Source organism: Streptomyces sp. NPDC019531 (assembly GCF_044903305.1).
Taxonomy (GTDB): Bacteria; Actinomycetota; Actinomycetes; order Streptomycetales; family Streptomycetaceae; genus Streptomyces.
Genome location: NZ_JBJDQL010000023.1, coordinates 56,518 through 73,746, shown reverse-complemented (window position 1 = coordinate 73,746; position 17,229 = coordinate 56,518). Strand labels below are relative to the sequence as shown.

The 17,229-nt window shown below is 71.8% G+C and carries 21 protein-coding genes and 2 pseudogenes; 11 read left to right on the top strand and 12 right to left on the bottom strand.

Annotated elements, in window-relative coordinates; translation table 11 throughout:
* Nucleotides 1–21 precede the first annotated feature (21 nt).
* On the top strand, nt 22–684 hold the full coding sequence (locus ACI2L1_RS25235; RefSeq protein ID WP_404741623.1) for a DUF4230 domain-containing protein: 663 nt from the start codon (nt 22–24) through the stop codon (nt 682–684).
* Here ACI2L1_RS25235 and ACI2L1_RS25230 read toward each other — a convergent pair whose 3' ends face one another.
* The 6 genes from ACI2L1_RS25230 to ACI2L1_RS25205 are packed head-to-tail and all read right to left on the bottom strand — an operon-like array spanning nt 685 to nt 4,413.
* The gene (locus ACI2L1_RS25230) at nt 685–2,445 is read right to left on the bottom strand and encodes a complex I subunit 5 family protein (RefSeq protein WP_404741622.1); all 1,761 of its coding nucleotides are present in this window, start codon (nt 2,443–2,445) and stop codon (nt 685–687) included.
* On the bottom strand, nt 2,445–2,792 hold the full coding sequence (locus ACI2L1_RS25225; RefSeq protein ID WP_404741621.1) for a sodium:proton antiporter: 348 nt from the start codon (nt 2,790–2,792) through the stop codon (nt 2,445–2,447). The genes ACI2L1_RS25230 and ACI2L1_RS25225 overlap by 1 nt, the downstream gene beginning before the upstream one ends.
* Complete coding sequence (locus ACI2L1_RS25220; RefSeq protein WP_404741620.1) at nt 2,792–3,532, bottom strand: MnhB domain-containing protein; 741 nt, start codon at nt 3,530–3,532, stop codon at nt 2,792–2,794. Before ACI2L1_RS25220 ends, ACI2L1_RS25225 begins: the two co-directional genes overlap by 1 nt.
* Complete coding sequence (locus ACI2L1_RS25215; RefSeq protein WP_404741619.1) at nt 3,529–3,789, bottom strand: hydrogenase subunit MbhD domain-containing protein; 261 nt, start codon at nt 3,787–3,789, stop codon at nt 3,529–3,531. The genes ACI2L1_RS25220 and ACI2L1_RS25215 overlap by 4 nt, the downstream gene beginning before the upstream one ends.
* On the bottom strand, nt 3,782–4,234 hold the full coding sequence (locus ACI2L1_RS25210; protein WP_404741618.1) for a monovalent cation/H+ antiporter complex subunit F: 453 nt from the start codon (nt 4,232–4,234) through the stop codon (nt 3,782–3,784). The genes ACI2L1_RS25215 and ACI2L1_RS25210 overlap by 8 nt, the downstream gene beginning before the upstream one ends.
* A complete protein-coding gene (locus tag ACI2L1_RS25205) occupies nt 4,231–4,413 on the bottom strand; it encodes a hypothetical protein (RefSeq protein ID WP_404741617.1) in 183 nt (60 codons plus the stop codon). The genes ACI2L1_RS25210 and ACI2L1_RS25205 overlap by 4 nt, the downstream gene beginning before the upstream one ends.
* Before the next feature lie 217 nt (nt 4,414–4,630).
* Between ACI2L1_RS25205 and ACI2L1_RS25200 the strand changes: the two genes are divergently transcribed.
* Both ACI2L1_RS25200 and ACI2L1_RS25195 read left to right on the top strand, forming a co-directional pair.
* On the top strand, nt 4,631–5,194 hold the full coding sequence (locus ACI2L1_RS25200) for a VanZ family protein (RefSeq protein WP_404741616.1): 564 nt from the start codon (nt 4,631–4,633) through the stop codon (nt 5,192–5,194).
* Nucleotides 5,195–5,305: 111 nt separating this feature from the next.
* Nucleotides 5,306–6,523, top strand: a complete 1,218-nt coding sequence (locus ACI2L1_RS25195; protein WP_404741615.1) for a ricin-type beta-trefoil lectin domain protein — start codon at nt 5,306–5,308, stop codon at nt 6,521–6,523.
* 33 nt (nt 6,524–6,556) lie between these two features.
* Here ACI2L1_RS25195 and ACI2L1_RS25190 read toward each other — a convergent pair whose 3' ends face one another.
* A complete protein-coding gene (locus ACI2L1_RS25190) occupies nt 6,557–6,793 on the bottom strand; it encodes a hypothetical protein (RefSeq protein WP_404741614.1) in 237 nt (78 codons plus the stop codon).
* 557 nt (nt 6,794–7,350) lie between these two features.
* Between ACI2L1_RS25190 and ACI2L1_RS25185 the strand changes: the two genes are divergently transcribed.
* The 5 genes from ACI2L1_RS25185 to ACI2L1_RS25165 all read left to right on the top strand — a co-directional run bounded on the left by ACI2L1_RS25185 (nt 7,351) and on the right by ACI2L1_RS25165 (nt 11,669).
* Nucleotides 7,351–7,479 (top strand): hypothetical protein, encoded by a 129-nt coding sequence (locus ACI2L1_RS25185; protein ID WP_404741613.1) that lies wholly within the window; start codon nt 7,351–7,353, stop codon nt 7,477–7,479.
* Nucleotides 7,480–7,585: 106 nt separating this feature from the next.
* On the top strand, nt 7,586–8,623 hold the full coding sequence (locus ACI2L1_RS25180; RefSeq protein ID WP_404741612.1) for a PHP domain-containing protein: 1,038 nt from the start codon (nt 7,586–7,588) through the stop codon (nt 8,621–8,623).
* A 39-nt stretch (nt 8,624–8,662) separates the two neighbouring features.
* Nucleotides 8,663–9,319, top strand: a complete 657-nt coding sequence (locus tag ACI2L1_RS25175) for an HAD family hydrolase (protein WP_404741611.1) — start codon at nt 8,663–8,665, stop codon at nt 9,317–9,319.
* Nucleotides 9,320–9,336: 17 nt separating this feature from the next.
* Complete coding sequence (locus ACI2L1_RS25170) at nt 9,337–10,506, top strand: aromatic acid exporter family protein (RefSeq protein WP_404741610.1); 1,170 nt, start codon at nt 9,337–9,339, stop codon at nt 10,504–10,506.
* Nucleotides 10,507–10,709: 203 nt separating this feature from the next.
* Nucleotides 10,710–11,669, top strand: a complete 960-nt coding sequence (locus ACI2L1_RS25165) for an SDR family NAD(P)-dependent oxidoreductase (RefSeq protein WP_404741609.1) — start codon at nt 10,710–10,712, stop codon at nt 11,667–11,669.
* A 7-nt stretch (nt 11,670–11,676) separates the two neighbouring features.
* Here the strand turns inward: ACI2L1_RS25165 and ACI2L1_RS25160 are convergent, their stop codons facing one another.
* Nucleotides 11,677–12,336, bottom strand: coding sequence for a M15 family metallopeptidase (locus ACI2L1_RS25160; protein ID WP_404741608.1), 660 nt, complete (start codon nt 12,334–12,336; stop codon nt 11,677–11,679).
* Between the two features lie 104 nt (nt 12,337–12,440).
* Here ACI2L1_RS25160 and ACI2L1_RS25155 point away from each other — a divergent pair, with 104 nt between their 5' ends.
* Entirely contained in the window at nt 12,441–13,469 is a 1,029-nt protein-coding gene (locus ACI2L1_RS25155; protein ID WP_404741607.1) for an SDR family oxidoreductase, read from the top strand.
* Nucleotides 13,470–13,483: 14 nt separating this feature from the next.
* Here ACI2L1_RS25155 and ACI2L1_RS25150 read toward each other — a convergent pair whose 3' ends face one another.
* From ACI2L1_RS25150 to ACI2L1_RS25135, 4 genes and pseudogenes are all read right to left on the bottom strand, one after another.
* Entirely contained in the window at nt 13,484–13,738 is a 255-nt protein-coding gene (locus tag ACI2L1_RS25150; protein WP_404741606.1) for a hypothetical protein, read from the bottom strand.
* Nucleotides 13,739–13,796: 58 nt separating this feature from the next.
* Nucleotides 13,797–15,009: pseudogene (locus tag ACI2L1_RS25145) on the bottom strand (ROK family protein).
* Nucleotides 15,006–15,998, bottom strand: a complete 993-nt coding sequence (locus tag ACI2L1_RS25140; protein ID WP_404741605.1) for a phosphotransferase family protein — start codon at nt 15,996–15,998, stop codon at nt 15,006–15,008. The pseudogene ACI2L1_RS25145 and the gene ACI2L1_RS25140 overlap by 4 nt, the downstream one beginning before the upstream one ends.
* Nucleotides 15,999–16,014: 16 nt before the next feature.
* Nucleotides 16,015–16,328: pseudogene (locus tag ACI2L1_RS25135) on the bottom strand (hypothetical protein); the annotation flags it as partial.
* Between the two features lie 38 nt (nt 16,329–16,366).
* Between ACI2L1_RS25135 and ACI2L1_RS25130 the strand changes: the two are divergent.
* Together ACI2L1_RS25130 and ACI2L1_RS25125 are read left to right on the top strand one after the other, a co-directional pair.
* Nucleotides 16,367–16,636 (top strand): hypothetical protein, encoded by a 270-nt coding sequence (locus tag ACI2L1_RS25130; protein ID WP_404741604.1) that lies wholly within the window; start codon nt 16,367–16,369, stop codon nt 16,634–16,636.
* 49 nt (nt 16,637–16,685) lie between these two features.
* Entirely contained in the window at nt 16,686–17,219 is a 534-nt protein-coding gene (locus tag ACI2L1_RS25125) for a GrpB family protein (protein WP_404741603.1), read from the top strand.
* Nucleotides 17,220–17,229 lie beyond the last annotated feature (10 nt).

Below are 17,229 nucleotides of genomic sequence, written 5' to 3'. Positions count from 1 at the left end.
AGTAGGAAGGAGGGCCGTCGCATGACGACTCCCATCAGGCGCGTGTCCAGGCGCATGCCCGGCTGGGCGAAGATACTGACCGCCGTCGTGGTGGTGCTCGTGGTGTTCTTCGCCGGTATCCGGCTCAGTGTGATCCCTGGCCTCAAGGACCTGTTCGGCACGGAGACCCATGACCGTTCGGGTCCCGCACTTCTGGAGTCCATCCAGGACATCAGCCGTTACGACGCCGCCTCCGGCAATTTCCAGGTCGTCGTGGACCTGGAGAAGGACACCAAGTACCTGCCCGACGCGATCCGCGGCTCCCGGACCCTGTACGTCGGGGCGGGCGCCGTCGACGCCTATGTCGATCTCGGCAAGGTCGCCAAGAACGACGTGACGGTCAACGAGGACCGCACGGCCGCCACTCTCCACCTCCCGCACGCCCAGCTGGGCAGGGCCACGCTGGACGCCGACCGCTCCTACGCGGTCTCCAAGCAGCGCGGTCTGCTCGACCGGCTCGGCGATCTCTTCTCGGACAACCCCAACAGTGAACAGGCCGTGCAGAAACTCGCGGTCAAGCACATCACCGAGGCGGCGAAGGACAGCGAGCTGACCAAGCGGGCGGAGACCAACACCACCAACATGCTCAAAGGTCTGCTGAGTTCGCTCGGCTTCAAGAAGGTCGAGGTCACCTACGGCACCTGATCAGCCGCCGGTCATGCCCGGCAGGGTGAGGGCACCGAGCACGGTGGTGCCGACCAGTACCCACGCCACATAGTCGCCGACGTGCCCGGACTGCAGGCGCCGTAGCGGCAGCGCCCAGTCCGGTGCGGCGAACGGCTTCGGGCGGGTGACGGCGAGGAAGGCGAGTGCCGCGGCCAGCAGCGTCGAGAGCAGACCCAGCAGGACGCCGGTCGAGGTCCAGTGGGCGGAGGCGGACACGCCCGCTGATCCGGTCTCGTTCACGGAACGGGCCACCACCTCGGCGAAGCCGGGGGCCACGCCGACGGCGAGGGCCCCGGCGAGCAGCACGGCGGGCACCGCCGTCATGGTGTCCGGGATCCGGCTGAGCCGGTGCCGGGTCTCGGGCCGCTCGCCGGAGCCGGTCGTCTCGTACCCGGCGCCGGCCTCGGGCCTCGGGCCAAGTCCCAGGAACACCCGGGCGGCGACCCGCAGGACCGCTGCGGCGGTCACGGCGGACGCGGCCACGTACAGGACGGTGAGCGGGCCTCCTACAGCCTCCTCGGCGACGGACTTGCCGAGTGCCGTGCCGAAGGGCGGGAGTCCCGCGAGGCCCAGGGCTCCCAGGGTGAACAGCACGGCGACGCCCTTCAGTTCGCGGGCCCTGCCGTGCAGCGCGGGTTCGTCGACGCTGCCGTAGCGGTCGAGGAGGATGCCGGTGCAGGCGAACAGAGCCGCCTTCACTCCGGCGTGGCCGAGGATGTACAGGGCGATCCCGTCGTCGGCCTCGGGTTTCAGGACGCCGATGCCGATGAGGAAGAGCCCGGTGTGGGCGACCGTCGAGTAGGCCAGCAGCCGTTTGATGTGCCGCTGGTACCAGCACATCACCGCGCCGATCACGGCGGTCACGGCGCCCAGCGTCACCAGGGCCCGTTCGAACTCCGGGGCCGGGACCCCGCCGGGTCCGGCGAAGACGGTGCCGTACACGCGCCAGACGCCGTAGGTGCCGAGCTCGACCATGACGCCCGACAGCAGCATGCACACCGGAGTGGGGGCGACGGCGTGCGCGTCCGGCAGCCAGAAGTGGAAGGGGACGGCGGCCGCCTTGACCAGCAGCCCGGTCATGACCAGGACGAACGCGGCCAGGACCAGGGCGTCGGGCCGTCCATGCGCGTCCAGTCCCCGGCCGATCGGGTGCATGCCCAGCTCTCCGGTGCGCGCGTACAGCAGCCCGATGCCCATGAGCATGGCGTAGGCGCCGAGCGAGGTGACGACCCCGAAGGTCAGCGCGCCCTGCACCGCCCTGGCCTCCTCGACCCGATGGCCGGTGAGGGCGTACGCCACGACGCTCATCAGCTCGAACCACACGAACGCGTTGAACAGGTCGCCCGCGATCGCGAACCCGCACATGCCGCCCTGGAAGAGCAGCAGGAGCGCGGGGAAGGATCCGGCGTGACCGCGCGGCGGTTCGTCGAAGTAGTGCCAGGAGTACGCCAGCGCCGCCAGGGTCATCAGGGAGGCCAGCGTGGCCATGCCGAGGCCCGGGCCGTCCCCGATGAGGACGATGCCGACGCCGTGTCCGTTCACGGGCGTCCAGCCGCCGGCCCACTCCAGGAAGGGCGGGGAGGAGTTCAGCAGGAGGACGAGCGCGAGGGCGGCGGTACCCGCGGAGACCGCGCAGCCCACGGTTTCGGCCACGGGCCGGGGCACCAGACGGCCGCCGGCGACCAGCAGGGCGGCGCCGAGCAGGGGTACGGCGACCAGCAGGGGCAGCAGTTCGTCCATCAGCCGCGCAGCTCGGAGAGTTCGTCGGGGTCGACGGTGCCGTGCCGTTTGGAGATCTGCACGACGAGGGCGAGCAGCAGGGCGGTGACCGTGGCGCCGACGACGACGTCGGTCAGGGTCAGTGCCTGCACGACGGGGTCGACGACCGGGCGCGAGCCGGGTTTCAGGTCGGAGAAGACGGGTGCGGTGGCGTCGTCGCGATAGCCGACGGCCAGCAGCAGGACGTAGGTGCCGGCCTGGCAGACGGACAGACAGCCCACGGCGTGGATCAGGTCGCGGCTGGTGGCGAGGCCGTAGCAGCCGGCCAGGAAGACCCAGCCGGCGACCAGGTACGGAAGGACGTCCATCACTTCCCGTTCTCCTCTTCGATCTCGACGGCCTGGTCCAGGAAGCGGGCGAGCAGGACGACGACCGCGCAGGCGACCTCCATGCCGACGGCCGCGTTCAGCAGGGGGACGGTGCCACCGGAGGACAGCGTGTTGAAGGTGCCGTACGGCAGGATCGTGTTGGCGAGGAAGGCCGAGCCGCCGATCAGACAGGCGAGGCCGGTGACGACATAGGCGGAGACGGCGATCGCGTCGCCCACCTCGTAGAGGTCGACCGGCCGGACGCGCTCCAGGGCGCGGTAGTCGGCCCCGAGGTAGAGCAGGTGCAGGGAGGTCGCGGCCACGACCCCGCCCTGGAAACCGCCGCCGGGGCTGAGCTGGCCGTGGGCGATCACGTAGAGGCCGGTGAGCAGGGCGACCGGGAGTACGAGGAGGGCGTAGCGGCGGACCGGGCGGGCGACTTGCTCGGGTGCGGGGCGGGCGCGGTGCTCGTCGTGGGTCTGCCGCAGCAGGATTCCGCAGCCGATGACGGCCGCGAAGAGGATGGTCAGCTCGCCGAGGGTGTCGAAGGCGCGCTGGTCGAAGTTGACGGAGGCGATGGCGTTGGCGGTGTGCCGGGCCAGGGACGCGTGGACGGCCCGGTCACCGTACGGGTGGCGGTCGCCGCCGAAGGCGGGCAGGTCGAGCGCGGCGGCGGCGAACAGGGCGGCCAGGCCCGCGCCGCCCACCGCCACGAGCCACAGCCGGACGCGTCGGCTCACCGGCGGGGTCCTTCCTTCCGCCCGCGCCGCCTGACCTTGTGGACCGCGAGCAGCAGCAACAGCGGCGTGAGGGCGGAGCCCACCGCCAGCTGGGACAGGGCCACGTCCGGGGCCTGGAGCACGGTGAACAGGACCGCGAGGACCACGCCGAGCACGGACAGGACGAGGGCCTGGCGCACGGGGTCGCGGACGGCCACCGCCGCCGTCGCGGAGACGGCGACCAGGAGCAGCGCGACGACGATCACCGCGTCAGCCACGGCCGGCCTCCGGGAATCCGCCGGACAGGGCGCGCGAGGCGACGATGTTCCCGCCGATCAACAGGGCTCCGACGACCAGGAGTTTGGCCATCGCCCGGCTCGGTCCGGTCGCCACGCACAGCGCCGCGACGACCACCGCGCCGACCGCGGCGGCCGCGTAGGTGAGGCCCCAGGCGCTGGGCGGGTCGTCGGCCAGTTCATCGGCGAGCAGCCGGGCGAAGACGAGCGTGCCGACCGGGCCCAGCAGGGCCAGGACCAGGGCGAGATCGACGTAGGAGGGACGGTCGTAGCCCTGCGAGAGGAGCAGGAGGGCGGGGCAGGCGAACGCGGTGCACAGGTTCTGGGCCACGACCCGGCGGCGCAGCGGGCCGGTGGCGACGCCCTGGACGGTGGCTCCCACTCCCCCACCGAGGGTGACCGTCGCCGCGAGGATCCAGCCGTTCACCGGCCGGTCACCGCCCGCCGGGCGGCACGGGCGGCTAGGGCGCCGAGGCCGGCGACGGCCGCGCCGACCGCGAGCTCCAGGGTGTCCACGGTGCTGATGAGCACGAGCCAGAGCAGGGCGAGCGCGGCCCACCAGGCGAGGAGTTCGGCCGCGGTGAGGAGGGTCGGACGCGGGTTCATGCGCCACCTCCTCGCGGTTTCGGCCGTCGGTCGTGTCCGTCGCGCGCCATCCAAACACCGTTCCGGGGGCGTGCGGTGGCGACGCGCGCGGTTCTCAGCCCGGAGTGCCCCGACCGTACGAAGGGAAACCGGGGGCTGGTTGGGACGCGGCGGCATTGCCGGGCCGTTGAGGGGTAATCGCCTTACGACACTGGGAAGTTGAAGAGTGGAGAACCTAATGGCCTGGGCGCCCTCACGTTCGCGAGCGGGGTCAGACACCGGCACCGCCAAGGCCGAGCGCGCGGCGAAACCCGCCCGCCCCCGGCGCAGTCCGCTCTCCCTCGTCGTCCGTTTCGTGGCGATGGTGTTCGCGTTCGCGTTCATGGTGGCGTTCGCCGTCGTCCTGGCCCGGCTGACCCTGGAGCCCTCGCCCGCGTCGGTGGAACTGACCCATACCAACCTGCAACCCGGCAGCTCCCTCAAGGCCTATCTGGACCAGCCCGAGATGCGGGACGCCTTCAAGCAGATCGGCGGGAACATCCTGCTGGGGGTGCCGTTCGGCATCCTGGTGCCGATCCTGGCCCCCAGGACCCGTGGGCTGCTGCGAATCCTGCTGCTGACGGCAGTGGTGATGCTGCTGGTCGAGTTCGCACAGGGAGCGCTGGTGGAGGGGCGGGCCTTCGACATCGACGACGTCATCCTCAACACGACCGGCGCCCTGATCGGCTATCTGCTGCTGGGAAGGCGGCTGAGCCGGGCGGTGCACAAGAAGCCGGCCGCCAAGCCGGCCAAGAAGTCGTAAGGACTCGGGACTTCGCTCAACTTCAGGTCTGTACCAAAGTATTGACGACCCCTTCGCTCACTCCTTAAATCAAGAGGCGACACCTTCACCCCCCACCTCGAAGGAAGAGCCGTGGCCGCCTCACGCCTACTGCGCAGATGCCTCCTCGCAGCCCTGTCCTCCGTCCTCCTCGCCTCCGGCACCGCACACGCCGATCCGCCCGCGATCGCCGCCGCGGTGACCTTCTCGGACTCCTTCGACGGGCCCGCCGGGGCCGCGGTCGACGCCTCCAAGTGGCAGATCGAGACCGGCGACAACGTCAACAACCACGAGCGGCAGTACTACACGTCGGGCAACAAGAACGCCGCCCTCGACGGTCAGGGCCATCTCGTGATCACGGCCCGGCGCGAGAACCCCGCGAACTACCAGTGCTGGTACGGCACCTGCCAGTACACGTCGGCCCGGCTGAACACCTCCGGAAAGTTCACCGCGCAGTACGGGCACGTCGAGGCCCGGATGAAGATCCCGCGCGGGCAGGGCATGTGGCCGGCGTTCTGGATGCTCGGCACCCCGGTCAACTGGCCGGACTCGGGCGAGATCGACGTCATGGAGAACGTCGGCTTCGAGCCCTCCACCGTGCACGGCACGATCCACGGCCCCGGCTACTCCGGCACGGGCAGTATCGGTGCCGGTTACTCCCTGCCGAACGGCCAGGCCTTCGCGGACGCGTTCCACACCTTCGCCGTCGACTGGGCTCCCGACTCGATCACCTGGTCCGTGGACGGGAACGTCTACCAGCGGCGCACCCCGGCCGACCTGGGCGGAAGGACCTGGGTGTTCAACAAGCCGTTCTTCCTGATCCTCAACCTCGCGGTCGGCGGCTACTGGCCCGGCGACCCGGACGGCTCCACCGCCTTCCCGCAGCAACTCGTGGTGGACAGCGTGTCGGTGACCACCGGTGACTCGGCGACGGGGGCGGCGATCCGGGGCCTGGCCGGCAAGTGCGTGGACGTCGCCGGGGCGAACCCCGCGAACGGGACGGCCGTACAGCTCTACGACTGCAACGGCTCCGCGGCCCAGCAGTGGACCGTCGGCGCGGACGGCACGATCCGCGCGCTCGGCAAGTGCCTGGACGTGACGGGCGGTGGTACCGCGGACGGTACGGCCGTCCAGCTCTACGACTGCAACGGCAGTGCTGCCCAGCGGTGGGCCGTCACGGGTGCGCGGGACATCGTCAACCCGCAGGCCGACAAGTGCCTCGACGTGACCGGCAACAGCTCGGCCAACGGCACCCGGCTCCAGCTGTGGACCTGCACGGGCGGCGCCAACCAGAAGTGGACGGTCGGCTGAGCCGGTGGGTCGAAGTCCCCGGGTGCGGGCGGCTCAGTGCCGGTGCCAGGTGAACTTGTCGCCGCCCACCCAGCGGACCACGTCCGGGTCGTCCAGGTCGTGGACCGTGATGCCGAAGGCGGCGGCCGCCTCCAGGACGTCGGTGACGGTCTTCGCCTCACCGACCACCTCACCGTCGATCTCCACGATCCGGAACGGCGGCGTGCCCGGCTGGACCCCGAGCACCAAGATCCGTGGGTTGGCCATGTAAGGGCTCGCGATTTCGGTCATGGATAGAGCGTAGAGCGCATCCCGCGGGAGCGAGAGGCGTGCGCCACCGGCGCCGGGACACCGGAAGTCCCCGTGTTCGCCCAGCTGGGTGAGCACGGGGCGACGGTCTCCCCCTGCTCGAACAACCCGAAGACCCGCGGATCGGTCTACGAGGCCCGGCACACGATGTCGGGTGCCGGACAGCCTGCGCAGCGCCTCGTTCAGGTCGCCGCCGTGCAGATCGTGCCAGGCACTCGAACAGCCGGTCCCCGCCGTGCCTGCGGCGCTTGGGCGCTCGTACGACGGCCAGGGCGTCGTCGACGAGGGCGCTGACCGTCTCGGCATCTCGCGGGTGTGGCGGTCGCTGCCGATCCGCAGGAAGCCGAGGTCGAGCAGGCGCACCGCGCAGGCCGTGACTCGGGTGCGGCTCGGTCCCCGGTCCGTGAGGTCCTCGGCGACCCGCTCGCGGCGCGCGGGCAGTGCACGGGCGGCCTCCCGCTCGTGCTCGTGCTTGGCTGCTCAAGGCCCCGCCACTCGTCGCCCGGGGACGCGAGCCCGTCCGCGGGCCCATCCGGAGCTTGCCGTCGGCGTCGCTCCAGGACGCGCCGGTGATCACGGCCGCCTTGCTGCGGGGTGCGGTGGGGGCGGGCATCTCGGCCTCCCCCGGCGACGTGCCCGACGGACATCTGTGGGACATCCGGCTCTGAGGGACGTCCGGCGGGTGAACGCCGTACCCGACCGTGTACCCGGACATACCGCTCCCCCGTCGTGCGGCCCCCGGGAGCCTGGGGAACTCTGGAGGAGGAGGTGGCGATGGATCCCGTCGAAGCCCTGGAGCGGATCGCCTTCCTGCTGGAGCGGTCCCTGGCACCGACGTACCGCGTCCGTGCCTTCCGTACGGCGGCCCGGGTGCTGACCGGGCTCCCCGCGGACGAGGTGCGCGAGCGGGCGGAGTCGGGCTCGTTGGAGTCGCTGAAGGGCATCGGCCCGAAGACGGCCCAAGTGGTACGCGAGGCGCTGGCCGGAGGGGTGCCCGGCTATCTGGAGAAGCTGGAGGGCGAGCCTGCCGCGCCGCGGGCCCGGGGCGGCGAGAAGCTGCGGGCGCTGCTGCGGGGCGACTGTCATCTGCACTCCGACTGGTCGGACGGCGGCAGCCCGATCGAGGAGATGGGCCGGACCGCGGCGGCGCTCGGCCACGAGTGGGCGGCGCTGACCGACCACTCGCCCCGTCTGACGGTCGCCCGGGGCCTGTCCCCGGAACGGCTGCGGCGGCAGCTGGACGTGGTGGCGGAGCTCAACGAGACCTGGGCGCCCTTCCGCCTGCTCACCGGCATCGAGTGCGACATCCTCGACGACGGCTCCCTCGACCAGGAGCCGGAACTCCTGGAGCGCTTGGACGTCGTGGTGGTGTCCGTGCACTCCAAGCTCCGCATGGACGCCCGCTCGATGACCCGGCGCATGGTGGCCGCCGTACGCGATCCGCACGCCAACGTCCTCGGGCACTGCACGGGACGCCTGGTGACCGGGCGGGGGCGGCCCGAGTCGGAGTTCGACGCGGACGAGGTGTTCGCCGCGTGTGCCGAGTCGGACACGGCCGTGGAGATCAACAGCCGTCCCGAGCGGCTGGACCCGCCGCGCCGACTGCTGCGCAAGGCCGTGGCGGCGGGCGTGCTGTTCTCCGTCGACACCGACGCGCACGCGCCCGGTCAGCTCGACTGGCAGGTCCTCGGGTGCGCCCGGGCGCAGGAGTGCGGGGTGCCGGCCGAGCGGATCGTGACCACGTGGGGTCTGGATGAGCTGCTGGCGTGGTCCCGGGAGGGCCGGGTGCCGTCCCGAGTGGCGGGCGTCTGACGTGGTACCCGGGACGGCACGACAGGAAAGGGGCGGTTCATGGAACGGGCGGCGGTGTTCGACGTCGACGGCACTCTGGTGGACACCAACCATCTGCATGTGACGACCTGGTGGGAGGCGCTGCGGCAGGCCGGGCACCGGGTGCCGATGCACGCCGTCCACCGGGCCGTCGGGCTCGGCTCCGACGACCTCGTCGCCCATCTCCTCGGCGAGGACCGCGACAAGGACCGGGACGCCGAGCTGAGCGCCGCCCACAAGGCCCTGTACGGGCAGTACTTCGACCGGCTGCCCGCGTTCCAGGACGCCGGGCGGCTGCTGCGGCGGCTCGACCACGACGGCTGGCGGGTGGTCCTCGCCACCTCGGCGGGCGGCGCGGAACTGTCCGCGCTGCGCCGGGCGATCGCCGCGGACGACGCGATCGTGGCCACCGCGAGCGCCGACGACGTCGAGGAGGGCAAGCCCGCCCCCGAGCCCGTCGAGCACGCCCTGGAGCTGGCCGGGGTGCCCGCCGAGCGCGCGGTCTTCGTCGGCGACACCGTCTGGGACATGCGGGCCGGCACCCGCGCCGGCGTCCGCTGCGTCGGTGTCCTGTGCGGCGGCATCCCCCGCACCGACCTGGAGGAGGCGGGCGCGCACGCGATCTACGCCGATCCGGCCCAGCTGTTGGCATCCCTGGCGGACAGTCCCCTGGCGTGACGTACCGGGACCGCGGGATGACTCGTGTGACGGAAGGCGTACGGCCACGGTCTCGGCCGACGCATGCCCTGCGGCACGAAGCCCGGGCCGTCGGCCGGGCCGCCCGGGCCGCCTGGCGTGGGCCCGGGCGGGAACGTGATCTGCTCGTGCAGTCGCTCAAGGCCTCGGCGGCCGCGATCCTCGCCTGGCTCGTGGCGGGCGTGTGGATGGGCGATCCGATGGCCCTGATGGCGCCCTGGGTCGCGGTGGTGCTGGTGCAGGCCACCGTGTACAGCTCCCTGATGCAGGCCGCCCGGCAGTTCACGGCGATCTGCGCCGGGGCACTGCTCGCGTCGATGGCGCTGGCCGTCACCGGGAACACCCTGGGCGCGGTGGCGCTGTCGGTACCGCTGCTCATGTTGCTTGCGAACTGGCCGCGCTTCGGCGACCAGGGCATCTACGGCGCCACCACAGCGCTGTTCACGCTGGCGACGGGCGCCGCTGGCCCGTCCTCCGTCGGTCACCGGGTGGGACAGGCCGCGCTCGGCGCCGTCATCGGTCTCGCCGTGAACGCCTTCGTGCTGCCGCCGATCCATCTGCGGGACGTCCGGGAGAACCTCGCGGCGCTGGCCCGGGAGACGGGTGACGTCCTGCACTCCGTGGCCGGTGACCTGCGGGACGGCGAGTGGGACACGCAGGGCTGGTCACATGCCTCGTCCCGGCTGGAGGACCGGCTGGAGGCGCTGCGCTCGGCCCGCGGGTGGAGCCGGGAGAGCCTGCGGCTGACCGCCGCCCCTCTGCATGCCGTACGGCGGCCTCCCGCACCGACGCCGCCGGAACGGGACGACGAGCGCTGGAGCCGCGTCACCGGGCACATCCGCGCACTCACCCGGGCCCTGGCAGTCGCGGCCGACGAGGACCGCGCCCCGGCCGCGCCCACCGGACCGGTGCTGGACTCGTACGCCCGGCTCCTGGAGCTGATCGGCGACGCCTGCCACGCGGAGAGCGACCGGCTGCGGGCGTCCGGCGGAGACCGGCACCCGGACCACCGGACCGAGACGGCGATGCGGGAGCTGCGCGAGCAGCTCCAGGACGGGCTGCGGGAGCACGCGGGGCAGGGAGCCGACGGCACGACGGTCCTGGGAACCCTGTTGCTCCAGGCCGAGAACCTGTGGAGCGAGACCGTTCCGACCGGTCGGTCGGGGTGACCCAGCTCACCCGAAACCGGCCCAAACGGTGGAACACCACAGGGTGGTTGGCCGTTGAACGAACTGTGGGTGTGTGGATACCCACCACTCGACCGCCCCGACCGTGATTCCCCCGTCCGGTCGGGGCTTCCTCATGCTCCGGGGGTTCCGGTCTTCAGGCGCGGCTTGACTTCGAGAGCACTCCAATTCGTAGCGTTCCCGTCATGAGCACTGCACAGCACAAGATCGGTTCGGGGTTCGGCGCCCACAGCACCGCCGACGACGTCCTCACGGGGGTCGACCTGTCCGGCAAGCTCGCGATCGTCACCGGCGGCTACTCCGGGCTCGGCCTGGAGACCACCAAGGCACTCACCAGGGCCGGCGCCCGGGTCGTCGTCCCCGCCCGGCGTCCCGACACCGCGAAGGAGGCCCTGGCCGGTCTCGCCGGTGTCGAACTGGACACGCTCGACCTCGGCGACCTGGACAGCGTGCGCGCCTTCGCCGAGCGCTTCCTCGCCTCCGGCCGCACGGTCGACCTCGTCATCGACAACGCCGGGATCATGGCCTGCCCCGAGACCCGGGTCGGGCCCGGCTGGGAGGCGCAGTTCGCGACCAACCACCTCGGTCACTTCGCCCTGGTCAACCGGCTGTGGCCGGCCATCGAGCCCGGCGGCACCCGGGTGGTGTCGGTGTCCTCGCGCGCCCACCACTTCTCCGGCATGCGCTGGGACGACGTCCACTGGCGGACCGGCTACGACAAGTGGCAGGCGTACGGCCAGGCGAAGACGGCGAACGTCCTGTTCGCCGTACACCTCGACAAGCTCGGCGCCGACCGCGGTGTGCGGGCCTTCTCGCTGCACCCGGGCGGCATCCTCACCCCGCTGCAGCGCCACCTTCCCAAGGCGGAGATGGTGGAGCGCGGCTGGATCGACGAGCAGGGCAACGTGCTCAACCCATCGGGTTTCAAGAGCCCGGAGCAGGGTGCGGCCACCCAGGTGTGGGCGGCGACCTCGCCCCAGCTGGCCGGGATGGGCGGGGTCTATCTGGAGGACTGCGACATCGCCGAGCCCGCCGTCGACGGCGACGAGAGCAGCGGCGTCAGGGCCTGGGCGACCGACCCGGAGCAGGCGGCCCGGCTGTGGACACTGTCGGCGGAGCTCACGGGCGTGAACGCGTTCGCCTGAACCGGCGTCACCGGGCCCTGACGAGTTCCCTGGGTCCGTACAGTGCGGCGGGCGCGCCGGTCTCCAGCGCCCAGTAGCGGTCACCGTACGACCAGTGCCACCACTCGGTCGGGTAGTTGACCAGGCCCGCCGCGCTCAGCGCCTCACCCAGCACGGCCCGGTTGGCCTTGGCCTCCTCGGTGATGTTGCCGGCGCCCGTGTAGCAGGCGCCGTCGCTCTCCTCCGGGCTGGCGTTCATGGCCGTGCCCAGGTCGAGTTCGCGGGCGTCGGCGTCCACGAGGGTGAGGTCGACGGCCGCGCCGGCGCTGTGCGGGGCTATCTCGGGCGGGGAGACGTAGCGGCTGGCGGCCGTGCGGATCCGGTCGGCGGACCAGTCCGGGTGGGCGGCGCGCAGCTCGTCGGCGTACTTCTCGAAGTAGTGCCGCTGGAGGGCCGGCGGACGGTATCCCTCGACGAAGAGCAGGCGCAGGCCGTCGGGCAGCAGTGCCTCGGCCGCGAGCAGCCGGTCGAGGACGCCCCGGCGCAGATGGACCTCGGCCCCGAGGGAGTCCTCGTGCTTGCGGTCGTCGACGTGGAGGTGTCCGCGGACGTCCACGAGGGGTTCCCCGTTCTCCGCCACCGGCACGGCGGCGACACGGGCGTCGGACATCAGGATGATCTCGCTCATGGGGTGATCATCTCGTGGCCGGAGAGCGGGCCGTGCACCGCGTGTATCGCGGAGGGACGGGTACTCGGGCGGTTCCCCGCCCCAGCGGCCCGAAGGAGCCGAAGGTGAGCACTTCAACCGGCAGCAAAATCGTGGTCACGGGCGCCACCGGCAACGTGGGAACCAGCGTGGTGCGCCTTCTCTCGGAGGATCCGGAGGTCGGCTCCGTACGGGGCCTGGCCCGGCGGATCCCGGACTGGTCGCCCGCCAAGACGGAGTGGTCCGCGGTCGACCTGGCATCGGAACAGACCGATCTCGTCGAGGAGTTCGCGGGCGCCGACGCGGTGGTGCATCTGGCGTGGGCGTTCCAGCCGACGCACGACCCGGCGGCGACCTGGCGCACCAACGTCCTCGGGTCGATCAAGGTGTTCGAGGCGGTCGCGGCGGCCAAGGTACCGGCGCTGGTGCACGCGTCGTCGGTGGGCGCCTACTCTCCGGGTCCGAAGGAACACGCGGTGGACGAGTCGTGGCCGACACACGGCTGGCCGGACGCCGCGTACTGCCGGGAGAAGGCGTATCTGGAGCGCGCCCTGGACACCTTCGAGCGCGACCACCCGACCGTCCGGGTCGTACGGATGCGTCCGGCGTTCCTCTTCAAGCGGGAGTCGGCGAGTGAGCAGCGCCGAATCTTCGGCGGCCGTTTCCTGCCCGGTCAGCTGGCCCGGCCCGAGCTGCTGCCTCTCCTGCCCGACATTCCCGGACTGCGCGTCCAGGCCCTGCACACCGACGACGCCGCCCAGGCCTATGCGCTGGCGGTGCGCTCGGACGTCCAGGGCGCCTTCAACCTGGCGGGCGAGCCGGCGGTCGACGCTGAGCTGCTGGCCGGGATGCTCGACGCCCGTCCGGTGCGGCTGCCGCGTACGGCGGCCCGTTCGGCGATCGCGGCCGCGTGGGGCCTGCATCTGCTGCCCGCGTCCCCACACCTGTTCGACGCGGTCCTGCGGCTGCCCCTGATGGACTGCACGCGCGCGCGTACGGAACTCGGCTGGCACCCGGAGCACACGGCGACCGAGGTGCTTGAGGAGTTCCTGCACGGGATGCGGCAGGGCGCGGGGGCGCCGACGGAGCCGATGAAGGGCCGCAAGGTCGGCTGAGGCCCGCCCGCGGGTCAGCCGGAGGACTCCTCGGCTCCGGGGTGCTCGGGGTGCACGGTGTCCGATCGCGGTGCTCCCTGCCTGCTCGTCCCCGCCTCGTCGGTGTCGGGAACGTCCTCGGGCTCGTCGGAGCCGGGCGTGTCCTCCCCCGGGCCTCCCGGCCCGTTGTCGAGCTCCCAGGGGTCCTCGCCCTCGCCTGCCTGCTGGTCCGGCAGATCCCGCGGGACGGGGTCACCGTTCTCGCCGGGTCCTTCGAGTCGGTGGTCCACGGCGTCCTCCCTTTTTCTCGGCGGGAGCGCGAGTACCTTGGCGCAGGTCGGCGAAACGTCAGTACGGGGCGCACTCCGCCAGGGCGGTCCGCCAGGCCGGAGCGGGACCTTCGGGAGTGGTTTCAAGGCGTCGGCCGCCGCGAGCTAAGAAGTCGGCGAGCGGGAGGGCGGCCGGCCCCGACGGTGACGGCGTCGGGGCCGAGACCGCCGAGCTCGACGGTGGCCTTCCCGGCCGGGTACCGGAGTGCGTACGCCGTCGCATGAGGTCGTACGGCGGGCAGGAACCGGGCGCCCAGCTGGAGCCCGGTTGCTGCCCGCCGACGATGATCCGCTCGGGCTGGAAGAGGTCGATCAGGTCGGACAGGCCCGCGCCGCGCCCAGGTACTCGGCGGTCTCCTCCAGGACAGCCGACGCCATCGGGTCGGCCGGGGTGCCGTCGGCCGGGTGGGCGGCGGCGAGCATGGCGGCCAGCGCGGTCTCCTCGTCGGCGCCCCCGGGCGGACGGCCGCCCTCCTCTCGCCGGCGTTCCAGCAGCGACTCGGCGCCCACGTAGGCCTCCAGGCAGCCGACGGCACCGCAGCGGCAGCGGCGCCCCCCGACCCGTACGGTCAGATGCCCCATTCCACCGCCCGGCCGTGCTCCATCTCGGGCTTGACCAGACAGGCGCCGACGCCGGAGCCGAAGAGGACCACGACTGCGCTGCGCGCGCCGCGTCCGCCACCGCACCACATCTCGGCCTGACCGAGGGCCTTGGCGCCGTTGTCGATGGAGTACCGGACGGTTACGGGGAGCGTGGAGCCGGTGCGCAGCAGTTCCTCCAGCGGGACGGCGTCCCAGCCGATGGTCTGGCCGTGCACGACAGCGCCGTTCTCCGGGGTGTGCGCCACGATGCCGGGCACGGCGATACCGACGCCGAGCAGCAGCCCGGGGTCGGTCCCGGCGGTGGCGAGCACCTCGGCGACGCCGTCGCGGAGGTGTCCGACGATGACCTCGACGTCGTAGTACCGCTGGGTCAACGGACGTTCGGCGCGGGCGAGGTCGGTGAGGGTCAGGTCGAACAGCCCGATGCGCACCCGGGTCTCGCCGACGTCGACGCCGATCAGGTGGCCGCTGCCGGGCGCCACCCGCAGCAGGGTGCGGGGGCGTCCGCCGTCGGAGTCGACGCTCCCGGCTTCCTCCACCAGGCCGTCGGCCACCAGGTCGGCGACGACGTTGCTGAGCGAGCCGCGCGTCTCAGGTCGCGTACTGTGCGTCCGTTCAAGGGAGTTCAGGCTCCGGCGACCCGAGCGAGAGCCTCGATCTCGTCCAGGGCGGCGACGAGTTCGGGGGCCACCACCGCCTGGACCCAGCGTTCCTTGTCACTGTCGACCGCCCGCGGGACCGTCTCGGTGAGCATGATCAGGTAGAGATAGGCGCGGTAGAGGGCCAGTCGCAGGCGGGCCGGGACATCGAACTCGACCCGGCCGCCCGCCTCCTGGTAACCCGCGAGGAACGCCTCGTCGTTCTTGATGTCCCCGAGCAGCGCCAGGGAGACGAAGTCGGCGAGGGGGTCGCCCCAGAACATCCGCTCCCCGTCAATGAGTCCGCCGATGCGGAGTTCTCCGTCCGTCGGGCGGTCCAGGAGGATGTTTCCGTCCCACAGGTCGAAGTGGACCAGTGCGGGGACGGTGATCTCGTCGAGTGCTGGGAAGCCGGCCTGGAGGGTGCCCGCCACCTGGTCGACGGATCGGGGCAGCCTGGCCCCGTAGTCCAGGGCGTCGTCCAGGATGGCCTCGATCATGGCCGTGAAGGCGGTCCGCCAGTCGGGGGCGAGCGGGCCGAGGGCGCCGGAGGGATAGCCGAAGCCCGGCCCGGTCACTGTGTGCAGTCGGGCCACCTGGCGGCCCAACTCCCTGCGCAACGGCGGCCGTTCGGCTTCGGTGACCGACCCGTCCCAGGGCTCGCCGGGACACGCCGTCATCAGCAGATGCGGTACGGCGGTGTCGTCGCCGACGGCCACGACATGCGGCGCCGTGACGTCGGCCACGGCGGCCGCGCGGTAGAACTCCGCCTCGGAGACCAGCAGTTCACGTTCGTAGCGCAGGCCGGGGACGGTGGACGCGGGCGGCACCTTGAGGACGTAACGGGTGCCGTCGGTGAGACGGAGCTCCTCTACGGTGTTGTAGGTGCCTCCGCTCAGCGGTCGTACCCCGGCGAGCCGGTCGGGGTCGAGGCCCGCGCCTTCCAGCACCCGTCGAGCCCATTCCCAGGAGTCCACCAAGGTCCCGCCCCTTCCGTCACCCCGCGGCGTACACGTCCTCGACGTAACGCCCGTCCCGCACCAGCCCGTCCAGCCACCGCTCGGCGGCCGTGTCGTCGGCGTCCGGGGTGCGCTCCCGAAACAGGGTACGGAACGCGTCCCGCACGCCGGGAGCCATGCGTGATCCGTCTCCGCACACATACACACGGGCGCCTGCCCGCAGAAGTCCCCAGACCTGTCGGCGTCGGCGGCGATGCGGTGCTGCACGAAGCCGCCTTCGGGGACGGCACTGAAGGCGGGCCGCCTCCGCACCACCCAGACCGCCTCGGCGGAGCGCAGTTCGCCGGAGTTTCAGCGTCAGCCTGATCTGCTCGGTTCTGGGCGGCCTGGTGCTGATCTCCGGCGTCGGCATGGCGATCTTCAAGGCCGAGAGTGCCGGGGACCGGTACGCCTCCGTCACCGCGAGCGTGGCGGGTCTCGTGATGACGGTCATCGGCACCAGGTTTCACCGGCGGGCGGATCTGGCGCTGAAGCATATGGAGTCGCAGACGCAGTCGCTCCGGCAGGACATGAAGATCGAGCGGGACGCCGGTCAGGCGATCAAGCTCTTGGAGGAGTCACGGATCCGACGCTCAAGGCCTATCTCCAGGCGGCGTTGATCCTCTTCGAGGGATTCGATGGTCCCTGGCGGTCCTGCAGACTGCTGACATGACTCGCATGATCGTGGTCAGTGACTACGACTCCCGATGGCCCGAGCGGTTCGAGGACCTGCGGCAGCTGCTGGCACCTCACGTCGCGGATCTTGCTGTGTCCATCGAGCATGTCGGCAGTACGGCTGTTCCCGGGTGCGCCGCGAAACCAATCATCGACCTCGACATCGTGGTGTCCGAGGAGGCCGTCATACCCGAGTTGATTTCCCGACTCACCGGGCAGGGCTATCGGCACGAAGGCGATCTGGGGATTCCGGGACGGGAAGCTTTCCAAGCCCCGCCTGCGGTTCCCGCGCATCATCTCTACGGCGTGGTCGCAGGCTCAAAGCCCCACCTTGATCACGTCCTACTCCGTGATTACCTGCGTCAGCGGCCCGATGCAGTCCGGCGCTACAGCGGGTTAAAGGTGGCCCTGGCGCAGCGGTTTCCTGCCGACAGCGAGGGCAGGGCAGCCTACTCGGCAGCGAAGAGCGCGCTCGTGGAGGAGCTGGTCGCCAAGTCCTACGCCGCGCGGGCGGCCAGCGAATCGTGACGTGAGATGG

Coding starts and splice junctions, on each gene's coding strand:
- ACI2L1_RS25235 (WP_404741623.1), top strand. CDS start 22: ATGACGACTCCCATCAGGCGCGTGTCCAGGCGCATGCCCGGCTGGGCG.
- ACI2L1_RS25230 (WP_404741622.1), bottom strand. CDS start 2,445: ATGGACGAACTGCTGCCCCTGCTGGTCGCCGTACCCCTGCTCGGCGCC.
- ACI2L1_RS25225 (WP_404741621.1), bottom strand. CDS start 2,792: ATGGACGTCCTTCCGTACCTGGTCGCCGGCTGGGTCTTCCTGGCCGGC.
- ACI2L1_RS25205 (WP_404741617.1), bottom strand. CDS start 4,413: ATGAACCCGCGTCCGACCCTCCTCACCGCGGCCGAACTCCTCGCCTGG.
- ACI2L1_RS25200 (WP_404741616.1), top strand. CDS start 4,631: ATGGCCTGGGCGCCCTCACGTTCGCGAGCGGGGTCAGACACCGGCACC.
- ACI2L1_RS25190 (WP_404741614.1), bottom strand. CDS start 6,793: ATGACCGAAATCGCGAGCCCTTACATGGCCAACCCACGGATCTTGGTG.
- ACI2L1_RS25180 (WP_404741612.1), top strand. CDS start 7,586: ATGGATCCCGTCGAAGCCCTGGAGCGGATCGCCTTCCTGCTGGAGCGG.
- ACI2L1_RS25175 (WP_404741611.1), top strand. CDS start 8,663: ATGGAACGGGCGGCGGTGTTCGACGTCGACGGCACTCTGGTGGACACC.
- ACI2L1_RS25170 (WP_404741610.1), top strand. CDS start 9,337: ATGACTCGTGTGACGGAAGGCGTACGGCCACGGTCTCGGCCGACGCAT.
- ACI2L1_RS25165 (WP_404741609.1), top strand. CDS start 10,710: ATGAGCACTGCACAGCACAAGATCGGTTCGGGGTTCGGCGCCCACAGC.
- ACI2L1_RS25160 (WP_404741608.1), bottom strand. CDS start 12,336: ATGAGCGAGATCATCCTGATGTCCGACGCCCGTGTCGCCGCCGTGCCG.
- ACI2L1_RS25125 (WP_404741603.1), top strand. CDS start 16,686: ATGACTCGCATGATCGTGGTCAGTGACTACGACTCCCGATGGCCCGAG.